12 protein-coding genes are annotated in these 15253 nt (G+C 71.0%); 4 read left to right on the top strand and 8 right to left on the bottom strand.

Features of this window, described 5'->3' with window-relative positions; all coding sequences use genetic code 11:
* Window positions 1–22: 22 nt before the first annotated feature.
* Complete coding sequence (locus MJ604_RS15240; protein WP_243059345.1) at window positions 23–379, top strand: YciI family protein; 357 nt, start codon at window positions 23–25, stop codon at window positions 377–379.
* Window positions 376–1617, top strand: coding sequence for an RNA polymerase sigma factor (locus MJ604_RS15235; RefSeq protein WP_243059344.1), 1242 nt, complete (start codon window positions 376–378; stop codon window positions 1615–1617). The genes MJ604_RS15240 and MJ604_RS15235 overlap by 4 nt, the downstream gene beginning before the upstream one ends.
* Window positions 1618–1781: 164 nt before the next feature.
* Here MJ604_RS15235 and MJ604_RS15230 read toward each other — a convergent pair whose 3' ends face one another.
* From MJ604_RS15230 to MJ604_RS15205, 6 genes are all read right to left on the bottom strand, one after another.
* Complete coding sequence (locus tag MJ604_RS15230; protein ID WP_243059343.1) at window positions 1782–2564, bottom strand: SDR family NAD(P)-dependent oxidoreductase; 783 nt, start codon at window positions 2562–2564, stop codon at window positions 1782–1784.
* Entirely contained in the window at window positions 2561–3943 is a 1383-nt protein-coding gene (locus MJ604_RS15225; protein WP_243059342.1) for an amidase, read from the bottom strand. The genes MJ604_RS15230 and MJ604_RS15225 overlap by 4 nt, the downstream gene beginning before the upstream one ends.
* A 302-nt stretch (window positions 3944–4245) precedes the next feature.
* Complete coding sequence (locus tag MJ604_RS15220; protein WP_243059341.1) at window positions 4246–5295, bottom strand: hypothetical protein; 1050 nt, start codon at window positions 5293–5295, stop codon at window positions 4246–4248.
* Window positions 5292–5792, bottom strand: coding sequence for a SigE family RNA polymerase sigma factor (locus MJ604_RS15215; protein WP_243059340.1), 501 nt, complete (start codon window positions 5790–5792; stop codon window positions 5292–5294). Before MJ604_RS15215 ends, MJ604_RS15220 begins: the two co-directional genes overlap by 4 nt.
* Before the next feature lie 56 nt (window positions 5793–5848).
* Window positions 5849–10729, bottom strand: coding sequence for an NAD-glutamate dehydrogenase (locus MJ604_RS15210; protein ID WP_243059339.1), 4881 nt, complete (start codon window positions 10727–10729; stop codon window positions 5849–5851).
* 584 nt (window positions 10730–11313) lie between these two features.
* On the bottom strand, window positions 11314–12120 hold the full coding sequence (locus MJ604_RS15205) for a tryptophan 2,3-dioxygenase family protein (protein WP_243059338.1): 807 nt from the start codon (window positions 12118–12120) through the stop codon (window positions 11314–11316).
* Between the two features lie 20 nt (window positions 12121–12140).
* Here MJ604_RS15205 and MJ604_RS15200 point away from each other — a divergent pair, with 20 nt between their 5' ends.
* Together MJ604_RS15200 and MJ604_RS15195 are read left to right on the top strand one after the other, a co-directional pair.
* Window positions 12141–12623, top strand: coding sequence for a DUF2505 domain-containing protein (locus tag MJ604_RS15200; RefSeq protein ID WP_243059337.1), 483 nt, complete (start codon window positions 12141–12143; stop codon window positions 12621–12623).
* A complete protein-coding gene (locus tag MJ604_RS15195; protein ID WP_243059336.1) occupies window positions 12623–13105 on the top strand; it encodes a DUF2505 domain-containing protein in 483 nt (160 codons plus the stop codon). Before MJ604_RS15200 ends, MJ604_RS15195 begins: the two co-directional genes overlap by 1 nt.
* On the opposite strand, the gene MJ604_RS15190 is transcribed toward MJ604_RS15195, so the two are convergent.
* Window positions 13090–13245 (bottom strand): hypothetical protein, encoded by a 156-nt coding sequence (locus MJ604_RS15190; protein WP_243059335.1) that lies wholly within the window; start codon window positions 13243–13245, stop codon window positions 13090–13092. The genes MJ604_RS15195 and MJ604_RS15190 overlap by 16 nt on opposite strands.
* Entirely contained in the window at window positions 13245–14873 is a 1629-nt protein-coding gene (gene pruA, locus MJ604_RS15185; protein ID WP_243059334.1) for an L-glutamate gamma-semialdehyde dehydrogenase, read from the bottom strand. The genes MJ604_RS15190 and pruA overlap by 1 nt, the downstream gene beginning before the upstream one ends.
* Window positions 14874–15253 lie beyond the last annotated feature (380 nt).

Genomic DNA, 15253 nt, shown 5'->3' with positions numbered 1-15253 from the left:
GACCCGACCACAGGAGAACCAGATGCGCTACATCACGTTCGTGAAGATGACCGAGGACGTCGGCGACCCGCCGCCGGCCCTGGTCGAGGCGATGGGCAAGGAGATGCAGGCGGCGTTCGCGGACGGCTCGATGATCGAGGCGGGCGGACTCTCCGGCATGCGTGACAGCACCGAGATCCGGCTCGCCGACGCCACGATCACCCAGACCGACGGCCCGTACGCCGAGGGCAAGGAGGTCGCGGGCGGGTACGCCATCACCGAGGTCCGCTCCCACGAGGAGGCCGTCGAGGGCGCCCGCCGGGTGCTCGAGCTGCACCTCGAGCACTGGCCGGGCTGGGAGGGCTCCGTGGAGATCCGGCAGATGTTCAGCAGTCAGTGACCGCACCACCGACGCACGACGCGATCACCGCCGTCTGGCGGCGCGAGTCGGTGCGCCTGGTGGCGGCGCTGGCACGGATGACCCGCGACGTCGACCTCGCGGAGGACCTGGCGCAGGACGCCCTGGTCGCGGCTCTCGAGCAGTGGCCGGACCAGGGCGTCCCCGCGAACCCGGGCGCCTGGCTGATGTCGGTCGCCAAGCGCCGCGCGATCGACCAGTTCCGGCGCAACGAGACGCTGCGCCGGCGTACCGCCGAGCTGGCGCACGAGCTCGACGAGGCCGAGGTGCCCGACTTCGAGGCGGCCGTCGACCACATCGAGGACGACGTGCTGCGCCTCGCGTTCCTGTGCTGCCACCCGGCGCTGCCGCCGGAGTCGCGCGCGGCGCTCACGCTGCGGCTGGTCGGCGGCCTCACGACCCAGGAGATCGCGCGGGCGTACCTCGTCAAGGACGCGACCATGGGCCAGCGCATCTCGCGCGCCAAGCGCCAGCTCGCCGACAGCGGGGCGAAGCTCGAGATGCCCACCGGCGCGGAGCGGCAGCGGCGGCTCGCGGACGTGATGGCGGTCGTCTACCTGATCTTCAACGAGGGGTACGCCGCCACCGGTGGCGACGACTGGACCCGCCCCGACCTGTGCCTCGAGGCGATGCGGCTGGCCCGCATGCTGGCCCACCTGGTGCCCGAAGAGCCGGAGGTGCACGGCCTCCAGGCGCTGCTGGAGATCCAGGGCTCACGGCTGCGCGCGCGGTACGACGAGGCCGGCGACCCGGTGCTGCTGGAGGCCCAGGACCGGCGCCGCTGGGACCAGCTGCTCATCGAGCGCGGTCTCGCGGCCCTCGGCCGCGCCGAGGAGCTCGCCCAGCGCGGCGCGCCGGTCGGCAGCTACGTCCTCCAGGCGGCGATCGCGGCCTGCCACGCCCGGGCCCGGCGCGCCGAGGACACCGACTGGGTCGAGATCGCCGGGCTGTACGACGTGCTCGCGCGGACCTTCCCCGGCCCCGTGGTGGAGGTGAACCGCGCGGTCGCGCACGGGCGCGCGTTCGGCCCCGAGGCCGGGCTGACGATCATCGACGCGGTCGACAGCGTGCCGGGGTGGCACCTGGTGCCGGCGGTGCGCGGCGATCTGCTGGAGCGAGCCGGCCGTCAGGAGGAGGCCGCGCGGGCGTTCCGCGACGCGGCCGCGCTCACCCGGAACGAGGCGGAGCGCCGGATCCTGCTCCGCCGCGCCGGCCTCTAGCGGCGGGGTGACGGCTCGGCCGCTGGTTGCGCGTCGTCGCAGGTTCACCATGTGATGGTGCTGAACCTGCACTTCACATGGCCTGCACGCCGTGTGAAGTGCAGGTTCGACTGCATCACATGGTGAACCTGTGGCAGCCGGCTCCACCACCGAGCACGCCCGGCCTACCCGCCGCGCGCCGCCCGTGAGTCCGGGAACCTGCGGTCGAACCGGTGGAACAGCCACTCGGTCAGCCGCGGGGCCAGCAGGTTCATCAGCTCGCCGACGTTGCCGGCGAACGTGTTCACGTGGATCGGGCGCTTCTGCAGGGCTCTGAGCACCTTCTGGGCCGCCTGCTCGGGAGTCGCCCCGTGCCCGGAGTACGCCTCGGTCGGCGCGGTCATCGCGGTCTGCACCAGCGAGAACCGCATGTTCGTGAACGTCACGTTGTCGGCGTACGCCTCGCGCGCCGCGACGCGGCTCCACGAGTCCAGGGCGGTCTTGGAGGCGATGTAGGCACTGAACTTCGGGGCCTTCATCTGCACGCCCCACGTCACGATGTTCACGACATGGCCGAACCGCTGCGCCCGCATCGCCGGCAGCAGCCCGAGCGTGAGCCGCACCGGGCCGAAGAAGTTGATCGCCATGCTGCGCTCGACGTCGTGGAACCGGTCGTAGCTCAGCGCGACCGACCGCCGGATCGAGCGGCCGGCGTTGTTGACCAGGTAGTCGACCGCTCCGTGCTCGGCGAGCAGCCGTGCCACCAGGGCGTCGATCGCCTCGTAGTCCGTCAGGTCGCAGGGGTACGCCGTCGCGCGACCGCCCGCGGCCTCGATCTCTACCTGGACCCGGGCGAGCTCGTCCGCCCGCCGGGCGACGAGCAGGACGTGAAGACCCTCGGCCGCGACCAGCCGGGCGGTCGCCTCGCCGATGCCCGAGGAGGCACCGGTGACGAGGACGGTCCTCACGGGGCGGTCAGCGGCCACGGCCGCGCGGCCTCGAGCTGGGCGGACAGCGAGAACAGCGTGGCCTCGTCGTCGGTGCGACCGACCAGCTGCACGGCGACCGGCAGTCCGTCGGCCGCGATGCCGCACGGGACGGAGGCCGCCGGGTTGCCGGCGACGTTCCAGAGCGCGACGTACGCGATCGACGGCATCGAGCGCAGCGAGGCGCGGACGGTGCCGATGCCCGTCAGCCGGCCCACCTCCGGCGGCCGGTGCGCCAGCGTCGGGGTGAGGAGGACATCGACGACGTCGAAGACACGGTTCGCCTTGCGCGAGACCTTCTCGGACTGCTTCAGCGCCCACTGGATGACCTTCGGCGTCACCCAGGAGCCGAGCCGGTACGTCTCGCGGGTACGCCGCTCCAGCCGGTCGTAGTGCTCGACCAGGTCGGCCTCGGTGCGGATGCCGGCGAAGAACTGCGGGATGAACGCCGCGGTCGGGTCCGGGTAGCGCGGGTCGACCTCGCGGACGTCGTGGCCGAGGGTCGCGAGCAACCGCGCGGTCTCCTGCACGGCCTCGACGTGCAGCGGGTCCGGCTTCACGCCGAGGGTGACCGCCTTGGTGCTCCACCCGATGCGCAGCCGGCCGGGCTCGCGGCCGACCGCGTCGACGAACGGCTCGTCGCCACCGGCCTTGTACAGGTCGCCGTCCACGTTGCCGCGGATCGCGTCGTACACGAGGGCGCTGTCGAGCACGCTGCGGGTGAGCGGGCCGGCGGTGCCGAGCGCCCACCAGAGGTGCGGCTGCGGGGCCGTCGTGACCCGGCCGCGTTGCGGCTTGAGACCGAACAACCCGCAGCTGGCGCTGGGGATCCGGATCGAGCCGCCCCCGTCACCACCGATGCCGGCCGGAACCATGCCGGTCGACACGGCGACAGCCGTACCGCCGCTGGAGCCGCCGGGGGTGCGGGTCGGGTCCCACGGGTTGCGGGTGATGCCGAACGAGTCGCCCTCGGTGAACGGGAACGCGCCGAACTCCGGCATCGCGGTCTTGCCGACGATCACCGCGCCCGCGGCGCGCAGTCGGCGCACGACCTCGCCGTCGGCAGCCGCCGGCGTCGAGTTGGCCTCGCCGCCGAACGTCGTCACCGTGCCCGCGACGTCGACCTCCTCCTTGATCGCGATCGGCACGCCGTGCAGCGGACCGACGGGCCCAGGCGCCGCGTCCCGCGCACTCGCCTCGGCCAGCGCCTCCTCCGCGAGCAGCACGGAGAACGCGTTGAGCTCGTCGTCACGGTCCGCGATCCGCCGCAGCGCCTGCTCGGTGACCTCACGCGCGGTGCGCTCCCCGGAGGCGATGAGACGGACGGTGTCGGCCACTCCGGCCCGGGCGAGATCGGTCACGCGCCGACCCTAGCGACCCGCTCTCGTCGCATCGGCTGATCCAGCCGGACCGCTTGACGGCCTTTCCTGTCACTTGACGGCCGTTGCAACCCCCGACAAGCGACCGAGTACCCGGTCGACCGGGTATTCAGACCACAGGGCACCAGCAGGACGACCGTCTCGGCGATCGACACCACCACCGGGTCAAGACCTTCACCACCTGGGCTACCGCCCCACCGGACCCCGCACCTCAACCACCGAAGCCGTCTCGACGCTGACCACGACGGTCGACCCGCGCAGACCACAGGCGCCACTCCGGGTCGTCACATGTCGTTGCCCATGAACATCGGGTCACCACCGGTCAGCGGGAGGTGGCCGAGGGGCTCGCAGCGCCCCGACGGGAGCTCGCAGTCGTAGACCTCGGCGCCGCCGCCCTTCGCGAAGGCGGCGGCCAGGATCGAGCCGTCGGTGTCGACGTTGAAGAACGTCGCCTTCTCGTCGAGGACGATCGGCGGGCTGCCGTCGGTCGACTCCAGCTTGTTCGACCAGTACAGGATGTGGCCGCCGTCGAAGGTCAGCTGCGCGTCGATGGCGCCGGGCACCAGGCGGAGGTCGGCCGCGGCGGGACCGTCGGGCGCGGGACCGTCGTACAGGAGCACGCCGTTGCGGAAGTCGGCGATGCGCGTTCGTGGTCCACCGAGGTCGACGGGGTCGCCAGCACGCGGGTCCCAGAGCCGGCTTCCGTCGGAGGTGCTGAGGATGACGAGGCCGCCGTCGATCGCCTCGATCTGCGTGTTCCCAGGCACCCGCATGACCGCGACCGGGTCCTCCGGCTGCTCGAGGTCGCGCACGACGACGTGCGGCTTCCCGTCGATCGTCGCCCCGTAGGCGACCAGCGGCTGCTGCGAGTCCGCCATCGGGGTCGGCCAGTAGTCGCCGCGAGCGGAGTCCGGCTCCAGCGCCGTGATCTCGCCCGACTCCTCCAGCAGGCTGGGGAGGCCGCGGTCGGAGAACACCACGCCGTACGGCGTCGCTGTGCCCTGCGTGTCCAGGTCGCCGAGCTGCTCGCGGGTGAGGGTGCGCCCACCGAGGTGGATCTCTCCGCCGGGGTCGGCGTACGCGCGCAGGCCGTGGCTGTAGTCGAGGGGGCCGATGGGCTGGATCTCGCGGCCGCTGCCGGGCCCGCTGTCGTCGGCGGCCGGCCAGAGCGCGAAGGCTGCGGCGCAGACGACGGCGGCGACACCGGCGCCCGCGGCCACCCGGCGGCGGGTGCGGATCCGGCCGCCCGAGCGGCGTACGGCGTCGAGATCGCCCGGCGGGACCGGCAGGGCGTCGACACGGGTGCGGATCTGGTCGATGAGATCGGTGCTCATGCGTTGTCTCCTCCGGACGAGTCAAGGGTGAGTCCGGCGTGCTCCCGGAGCTTCGTGAGGGCGGCGGAGGCCTGTGACTTCACGGTGCCGCGGGAGCAGCCGAGCGTGTCGGCGATCTCCTCCTCCGAGAGGTCCTCGTAGTAGCGCAGGACGACGACCGCGCGCTGCCGTGGTGGCAGCTCGAGCACGGCGCGCCACAGCCGATCGCGTTCGACGTACGCCGCCTCCGAGGAGGGCACGGCCGTCGCGGGAACGTCGCCGGTGGGTCGCTCCCGCTTCCACCACGCCCGGCGCCGGGTGCCGAGGATCTCGTTGACGACGATCCGCCGGACGTACGCCTCCGGGTGGTCGGCCGTGCTGACCCGCCTCCAGGACGCGAACGCGCGGGCGTACGCCGCCTGGAGCGCGTCCTCCGCCGAGGCCGCGTCACCCGCGACGGCGCACGCCGTACGGAAGAGCCGCGGCCACGTGGCGCGGAAGAACTCGTCGAACTCCATCACTGCTTCCACACCCCTCAGATGCGGCCCGAACCGCCCCGGGTTGGGTCAGCGCCCTAACCGGTGGCCAGCAACCCGCGCACCACCCGTAGCGCCACCGACAGCCGGGCGAGGTCGGCCTGCTCGTCGGCGCAGATCTCGTCGAGGGTCGCGGCCGCGCGCGGGACCACCACGTCGTCGGCCGCCTCCCACGCCGCGATCCGGGCCGGCGCGGGGTCCTCGGACGACGTCGTCGCGAGCACCTGGGCGGTGAGCTGGGCGTGCACGGCGTGCAGGTCGTCGCGCAGGGCGGCCCGGGCCATGGTCTGCCAGCGGTCCGCGCGCGAGAGCCCCAGGATCCGCTGCACCAGGCTGGGCAGCCCGAGCCGCTCGCCGAGGGTGAAGTGCACCCGGGCTACGTCCGCGGGATCCAGGCCCTCGCGACCCGCGGTCTCGATGACGCCGAGCAGCATGTACGCCGTCGGCAGCACCGCGACCCGGCTGGCGAGGTCCTCGGACACGCCGCCGGCGACCAGCCGCCGCATGCGCTCGCGGTAGTTCTCGAGCTCGCGACCGGTGATCAGGTCTGGCAGGTCGGCCATCACCTTCTGCACCGGCCCCGCGAACTGCTCGACCGTCGCCTGGCTGTCCATCGGAGGACGGCGGTTGTTGACCAGCCACCGCGACGCCCGCTCGACGAGGGTGCGCATCTCCAGGCGCATCCGGGTCTGCACGGTAGCGTCGAGCTTGTTGTCCAGGGCGTTCAGCTCCTGCCGCATCGCCAGCGAGCCGAAGATCTCGCGCGCCACGAAGTTGGCCCGCGTGAGCTCGGCGGCGGTGGTCCCGGTCTCCCCCGCCAGCCGCGGCCAGAACGTGATGCCAGCGCCGTTCACGAGGTCGTTGACGACCTGCGTCACGATGATCTCGCGGCGCAGCGGGTGCTCGTGGATCTGCGGCTCGAAGCCCTCGCGCACCGCAGTCGGGAAGTACGCCCGCAGGTCCAGGTCGAGGTACGGGTCGTCGGGCAGGTCGGACTCGAGCAGCTCCTCCGCGAGCACGATCTTGGTCCAGGACATCAGCACCGAGAGCTCGGGGTTGCTCAGGCCCTCGCCCTGCTCGAGGCGGCGGCGTACCTCCTTGCTGCTCGGCAGACCCTCGAGCTCGCGGTCGAGGACGCCGTCCTGCTCGAGCTTGCGGATCCACGCCTCGTGCACGTGCAGCATCGAGGACGCGTGCGCGCCCGCGTTGGCGAGGGCGATGTTCTGGTCGTAGTTGTCGCGCAGGACCAGGTCGGCGACCTCGTCGGTCATCTCGGCGAGCAGGCTGTTGCGCTGCTCCTGGGTCAGGTCGCCGGCCTTCACCACCCGGTCGAGCAGGATCTTGAGGTTCACCTCGTGGTCGGAGGTGTCGACGCCGGCGGAGTTGTCGATGAAGTCGGTGTTCATCCGGCCACCGGCGCCGCCGACGCCCTCGCGGGCGTACTCGATCCGGCCGCGCTGGGTGCAGCCGAGGTTGCCGCCCTCGCCGATGGCCTGGGCGCGTACGTCGCGGCCGTCGACGCGGATCGGGTCGTTCGCCTTGTCCCCGGCGTCGGCGTGGGTCTCGTCCGACGCCTTCACGTAGGTGCCGATGCCGCCGTTCCAGAGCAGGTCCACCGGCGCGACGAGGATCGCCTTCATCAGCTCGGCCGGGGTCATCGACTCCACGGACGCGTCGATGCCCAGCGAGCTGCGCACCGAGTCGTTGAGCGTGATCTTCTTCAGCGAGCGCGAGTAGACGCCGCCGCCCTCCGAGATCAGCGAGCGGTTGTACTCCTGCCAGCTCGACCGGGGCAGCTCGAACATCCGCTGCCGCTCGGCGAACGAGACGGCCGGGTCGGGGTTCGGGTCCAGGAAGATGTCCCGGTGGTCGAAGGCGGCCACCAGCTTGATGTGCTCGGAGCAGAGCATGCCGTTGCCGAACACGTCACCGGACATGTCGCCGATGCCGACGCAGGTGAAGTCCTCGGTCTGGCAGTCGATGCCGCGCTCGCGGAAGTGCCGCTGCACCGACACCCACGCGCCGCGCGCGGTGATGCCCATCGCCTTGTGGTCGTAGCCGACCGAGCCGCCGCTCGCGAACGCGTCGCCGAGCCAGAAGCCGTAGTCCTCCGAGACGCCGTTCGCGATGTCGGAGAACGTGGCGGTCCCCTTGTCGGCGGCCACCACGAGGTACGAGTCGTCCCCGTCGTGACGGACCACGTCCGACGGCGGCACGGTCGCGCCGTCGACGAGGTTGTCGGTGATGTCGAGCAGGCCGGAGATGAACGTCTTGTACGACGCCACGCCCTCGGCCAGCCACGCGTCGCGGTCGACGCTCGGGTCGGGCAGCTGCTTGGGGAAGAAGCCGCCCTTCGCACCGACCGGCACGATCACGGTGTTCTTGACCATCTGCGCCTTCACGAGCCCCAGCACCTCGGTACGGAAGTCGTCGCGGCGGTCGGACCAGCGCAGGCCACCGCGCGCGACCGCGCCGTACCGCAGGTGGACGCCCTCGACGCGCGGCGAGTACACGAAGATCTCGTAGCGCGGCCGCGGCTGCGGCAGGTCCGGGATGCCGGACGGCTCCATCTTGAACGAGATGTAGGACCGCACTCCCCCGTCCGCCGCCGGCTGGAAGTAGTTGGTGCGCAGCGTGGCCCGGATGTGCGCGAGGTACGAGCGCAGGATGCGGTCGTGGTCGAGGCTCGCGACGTCGTCGAGAGCCTGCATGATCCGCTGCTCGATGTCGGCCTGGCGGTCGTGGTCGGCGCGCGGGTCGAAGCGGATCTCGAACAGCAGCGCGAGCAGCCGCGTGATGTCGACGTTCTGCAGCAGCGCACCCTCGATGTAGTCGAGGGCGAACGGCGAGTTCCCCTGCCGCATGTACTTCGCGTACGCCCGCAGCACCGTCGCCTGGCGCCAGGTCAGCCCGGCGCCGAGGACCAGCGCGTTGAAGCCGTCGATCTCGTTGCGGCCGTCCCAGATCGCGCGGATCGCCGCCTCGACGAGCTCGCGGGAGTCGTCGGGCAGCGCGGCGCGGTGGTAGCGCAGGCCGAACTCGTAGATGTGCGTCGACCGCTCGAGCCCGTCGAGCTCGTAGGGTCGCTCGTCGACGACCTCCACGCCCAGCGAGGACAGCATCGGCAGCAGCTGAGAGAGGGACAGCGACGGGCCGATCCGGTAGACCTTGAGCCGGGCGTCACCCCGGCCGGGGTCGAGGTCCTGGTACAGCGACACCAGGATCCCTGCGCCGTCCTCGTCGACCGGGACCTCCTCGAGGCGGCCGAGGTCGAGCGCGGCGATGCGCGGGGAGAAGTCCTCCTTGAACCCCTCGGGGAACGAGTCCTGGTACTGCCGCGCCATCCGGGTGCCGGCGACCTCGCCGAACTCGGCGAGCAGCGCGGACGCCAGGTCGTCGCGCCAGGACCGGGAGGCCTCGGCCAGCCGGCGCTCCAGCTCGACGGTGTCGACGTCGTGGATCGCGGAGCCCTTCGGCGGGTGCACCACGAAGTGGACGCGGGCAGTCGTCGACTCGGTCAGCCGCACGGTGAACTCGACGGAGTCGCCGCCCAGGCTCTCCTGCAGGATCTGGGAGAACCGCTCACGGACCGCGGTGTTGTAGCGGTCGCGCGGCAGGTAGACGAGCACCGAGACGTAGCGGCCGTAGGTGTCGCGGCGGATGAACAGCCGCAGCCGGCGGCGCTCGCGCGCGTGCATCGCGCCCATCGCCATCGGCGCCAGCTCCTCGACCGGCGTGTGGAAGAGCTCGTCCCTCGGGTAGGTCTCGAGGGTGTCCATCAGCGCCTTGCCGTCGTGGCTCTGCGGCGGGAACCCGGCCTCCTTGAGGACCGCGGCGGCGCGCTCGCGCAGCAGCGGGATCCGGGTCAGCGACTCGGTGTACGCCGCGCTGCTGTAGAGCCCGAGGAAGCGGCGCTCGCCGACGACCTGGCCGTTCTCGAACTTCTTGACGCCGACGTAGTCGAGGTACGCCGGGCGGTGTATCGTCGAGCGCGAGTTGGCCTTGGTGAGCACCAGCACGGTCTGCTCGCGCGCCTTGGCCGCGGCCGTCGCGGGCAGCCGCCCCGACGTGCTCGCGAGGTCCTGGTCGGCGCGGAGGATGCCGAGTCCGGTGCCGGGCACGCCCCGCAGCAGCTCGTCGTCGCCCTCGCGCTCGAGCGCGTACTCGCGGTAGCCGAGGAAGGTGAAGTGGTCGTCGGCCAGCCACTGCAGCAGGGCCGCCGCCTGGCGGGCCTCGTCGCTGTCGACGGTGGCCGGGGCGTCGGTCTGCAGCTCGGCCACGATCGCGGAGACCTGGCTGTGCATCTTGTCCCAGTCCTCGACGGCCTCCCGGACGTCGCGCAGCACCTTCTGGATCGAGGCCTCGATCTCGGCGACGTCGTCGCCGTCAGGGATCCGGTCGATCTCGACGTGCATCCAGGACTCGCGGCCGTCCGCGAGGTCCCGGTCCCCGCCGGGCCCGCCGTCGTGCGCGACCGGGCGCGCCTTCTGGAGGGTCCCGGTGATGTCGCGGGTGACGTCGAACAGCGGGTGGATCACCAGGTGCACGTCGCGCAGCTGGCGCGACAGCTCCATGGTCAGCGAGTCGACGAGGAACGGCATGTCGTCGACCACGACCTCGACCACCGAGTGCCCACCGGCCGACCAGCCGTGGTCGCTGGGCGACGGGGTGAGCACCCGGACGCGGGCGGTGCCCTGCGGTCGGTTCGCGGCGAGCTCGTAGTGGGACGCGAAAGCGGCGTACACGTCGACCGCGGAGCGGTCACCGACGTCCTCGGCCGCGAGGTGCCGGTAATAGGCCCGGAGCAGGGCAGCCACCTCGTCGGGCGGCGGGCCACCACTGGTGCTCCTGGAGCGGGCCACCTCGACGGCCTCGGACAGGAGCTCGGACAGGTCTACTTCATGCGTCGTCGTTGACACGCTTCCGACAGTAGGTCCCCGGGTGCGTTACTCACCAGTCGGCACCTCGATACGTCCGTCACTCGTTCCTCGCGACGAACACTCGGCAACCGGAATTCCGATCCTCGGTGGTCGAGTAGCGAGCGCCAGCGAGCGCATCGAGACCTCAGCTCGCTGTGACCTCAGAGCTCGCTGCGCAGATCCCAGAGCATCGAACTCGGTGGTCGAGTAGCGAGCGCCAGCGAGCGTATCGAGACCTCAGGTCGCTGTGACCTCAGAGCTCGCTGCGCAGATCCCAGAGCATCGAACTCGGTGGTCGAGTAGCGAGCGCCAGCGAGCGTATCGAGACCTCAGGTCGCTGTGACCTCAGAGCTCGCTGCGCAGATCCCAGAGCATCGAACTCGGTGGTCGAGTAGCGAGCGCCAGCGAGCGTTTCGAGACCTCACAGCCCGCCGCGACCATCGGTGGTCGAGTAGCGAGCGCCAGCGAGCGTATCGAGACCTCACAGCTCGCTGCGCAGATCCCAGAGCGACAACTCGCTGCGCAGATCCCAGAGCAGCGAACTCGGTGGTCGAGTAGCGAGCGCCAGCGAGCGTATCGAGACCTCAGAGCTCGCTGCGCAGATCCCAGAGCAGGGGGTAGTAGCGGACCGGGAGGCGGGAGCGGAGGTACGTCGAGCCGCTCGAACCCCCCGTGCCGGACTTGCTGCCGATCATCCGCTCGACCATCACCACGTGCCGCGCGCGCCAGTTCGCCGCCAGCTCGTCGTGCTGCAGCAGAGCCTCGGCCAGCGCCCAGACGACGGCGTACTGGTCCCGGTCGTGCGCGACGGTGCGCATCGACGCGGAGATCTCCGCGTCGGAGCCGGAGGCCAGCCCGAACGACGCGAGCGTGGCGACGAACGCGTCCCAGAGCGTCGGCTCGGCGAGCCGGGCGTCGAGGTGCTGCCTCTCGGCCTCGGTGATCCCCTTGAACCGGTCGAGGTAGCGCGGGTCCTTCGCGCCGGACATGAACTCCAGCTCACGGAACTGCACCGACTGGAAGCCGCTCGCCGGCGCCAGCCGCTGCCGGAACTCCAGGAAGTCCTGCGGGGTCATCGTCTCGAGGACGTCGACCTGCTGCACCAGCGTCCGCTCGATCACGTGGACGCGGGTCAGCAGGTGCTGAGCCCACCACAGCCGGCCGCCCTCCTGGCCGCCCAGCATCGCGTCGCGCGCGGCGGAGACCTCGTGCAGCAGCTGCTTGAACCACAGCTCGTAGACCTGGTGGATCGTGATGAACAGCAGCTCGTCGTGGGCAGGCGGGTCGGATTCGAGGTGTTGGGAGTCCAACAGCTGGGGAAGACGCAGGTACGACCCGTACGTGAGCTGGGCACCCTGCTCGCCGAAGGAGACGAAGTTCTCGACCGTCATGAGCAGGAGACTATGTCCGCATGAAGTTCCGACACGAGCTGACGTACGACGCGTCACCTGCCGACGTCTTCGAGATGCTGGCCGACCCGAAGTTCCGCGAAGCCGCCTGCGCGGCCCAGGAGGTCATCTCCGCCGACGTCCAGGTGGTGCGCGACGGCACCGGATTCTCGCTCACCATCGACCAGGAGCAGCGGACCGACGACCTGCCGGCGTTCGCCCGCACGTTCGCGGGCGAGTCGACCCAGGCGATCCTCCACGAGGAGTGGCCGGACCCGCTGGGCGGCACGCTCCGCATCGAGGCGCCCGGCAAGCCGTCGGAGGTGAAGGGCAGGGTCACCCTGTCCCAGGTCGGTGACGGCACTCGCGAGGTGGTCGAGCTTGACCTCAAGATCAAGGTGCCGCTGATCGGCGGCAAGCTCGAGAAGCTGCTCGCGGAGCGGATCGCGGCCGGCCTGGAGGCCGAGCACGCCGTGGGCACCGCGTGGCTGGCGGGTGAGCGCTGATGGGCACCCGGCTCACGCACACGATGGCGTACGACGCCTCCCTGGCCGACGTCTCGGCGATGCTCGACGACGCGTCGTACCGCGAGGAGGTGGTCACGGCCCAGGGCGGCACGGACGGCTCGGTGTCGTTCGAGCAGGTCGGCGACACCGTGGTGGTCGTGATCTCGCAGCTGCAGCCGTCGGAGGGCATCCCGGGCTTCGCCAGGAAGTTCGTCGGCGACGAGATCAACCTGCTGCAGCGCGAGGCCTGGACGTCGGCGGACCACGCCGACCTCGAGGTCACGATCCCGGGCAAGCCCGGGCAGATGGTGGGGTCCATCGACCTCAGCGAGGACGGCGGCACCACGACGGAGACCGTCGACGTGGAGATCACCGTCAACATCCCGCTGGTCGGCGGGAAGATCGAGAAGCTCATCGCCGACCTGCTCCGCAAGGCGCTGCGGGCCGAGGAAGGGGTCGGGCGCGACTACTTGTCGCGCTGAGCCTCGGCCTCCGCCTCGGCGTCCTCCTGCCGGCGGCGCCACCAGATGACGCCGCCGAGCACGAGGAACGGACCGATCGCGAGCACCACGGTCACGGCCTGCTCGACCGGGTGCAGCGCACCGAGGTGCAGAGGGACCATCAACCGAGGAACGGGTAGCGGTAGTCGGTCGGCGGGACGAACGTCTCCTTGATCGAGCGCGGCGAGGTCCAGCGCAGCAGGTTGACCGCGGCGCCGGCCTTGTCGTTGGTGCCGCTGGCCCGGCCGCCGCCGAACGGCTGCTGGCCGACGACCGCACCGGTCGGCTTGTCGTTGATGTAGAAGTTGCCGGCGGCGAAGCGCAGCTCGTTCTGGGCCCACGCGATCGCGCGGCGGTCCTGGGCGATGATCGAGCCGGTCAGGGCGTACGGCGCGATGGACTCCATGCCGCGCACGACCTTCTCGAAGTCGCCGTCCTCGTAGACGTGCACCGCGAGGATCGGGCCGAAGTACTCGGTCGTGAACATCTCGTCGGTCGGGTCGCCGCCCTCGACGACGGTCGGGTGCACGAAGTAGCCGACCTTGCTGTCGGTCGTGCCGCCGACCAGGATGTCCAGCTTGCGCTGGCGCTTCGCGCGGTCGATCGCCTTCTTGTGCTTGGCGAACGCGCGGTCGTCGATGACGGCGCCCATGAAGTTGGAGAAGTCGGTCGGGTCACCGATGGTGATCGACTCGATCTCCTGCAGCAGCGAGTCGCGCATCTTCTTCCAGACCGAGCGGGCGACGTACGCACGCGACGCGGCCGAGCACTTCTGGCCCTGGAACTCGAACGCGCCACGGATCAGCGCCGTACGCACGACCTCGGGGTCGGCCGACGGGTGGGCGACGACGAAGTCCTTGCCACCGGTCTCGCCGACGATGCGGGGGTAGGAGCGGTAGTTCGAGATGTTGTTGCCGACCTCGCGCCACAGGTGCTGGAACGTCGGGGTCGAGCCGGTGAAGTGGATGCCGGCCAGGTCCGGGTGGGACAGCGCGACCTGCGAGACCTCCAGGCCGTCGCCGGGGAGCATGTTGATGACGCCCGGCGGCATGCCGGCCTCCTCGAGCAGCTCCATCGTCAGCGACGCGGCGAGCTGCTGGGTGGGCGACGGCTTCCAGATGACCGTGTTGCCCATCAGCGCCGGGGCGGTGGGCAGGTTGCCCGCGATCGCGGTGAAGTTGAACGGCGTGATCGCGTAGACGAAGCCCTCGAGCGGGCGGTGGTCGGTGCGGTTCCACACGCCGGGGCTGTTCGCGATCGGCTGGTCGCTGAGGATCTCGCGGGCGTAGTGGACGTTGTAGCGCCAGAAGTCGATGAGCTCGCAGGCGCTGTCGATCTCGGCCTGGTACGCCGTCTTCGACTGGCCCAGCACCGTGGCGGCGTTGAGCCGCTGGCGCCACGGACCCGCGAGCAGGTCGGCGGCCTTGAGCAGCACGGCGGCCCGGTCGTCGAAGTCCATCGCGCGCCACTCCGGAGCAGCGTCGCCCGCAGCCTTGATCGCGGCGCGCGCGTCGGCCTGCGTGGAGTTCTTCAGCGTGCCGAGCACGTGCTGGTGGTCGTGGGGCTGGACGACCTTGATCTCCGCGCCGCCACCGGCCTTCTTGCGCCCACCGATGTGCGCCTTGAAGTCGCGCTGCTTCTTCTCCAGCCTCGCGATCTCGGTCTGCAGGGCCTCCCGCTCGGGAGTGCCGGGGCCGTAGGTCAGGACCGGCTCGTTGATCGGGGCGGGAGGGGTGGTGACAGCGTCCATGCCGTCGATGTTCTCACTGCGCCGCGCGGGCACCCAAACCAATGGTCTCGATACGCCGCCTCGTTCCTCGGCGGCTACTCGACCAACGAGCGTCATCGGTCGAGCAGCGAGCGCCGACCGGGGGCTTCGTCGGTCGAGCAACCAAACCCATGGTCTCGATACGCCGCCTCGTTCCTCGGCGGCTACTCGACCAACGAGCGTCATCGGTCGAGCAGCGAGCGCCGACCGGGGGCTTCGTCGGTCGAGCAACCAAACCCATGGTCTCGATACGCCGCCTCGTTCCTCGGCGGCTACTCGACCAACGAGCGTCATCGGTCGAGCAGCGAGCGCCGACCGGGGGCTTCGTCGGTCGAGCAGCCAAGCCCATGGTCTCGATACGC

The organism is Nocardioides sp. SR21 (assembly GCF_022761125.1).
GTDB lineage: Bacteria > Actinomycetota > Actinomycetes > Propionibacteriales > Nocardioidaceae > Nocardioides.
Note: the sequence above shows the minus strand (reverse complement) of the source record. Positions and strands in the feature narration are given on the sequence as shown.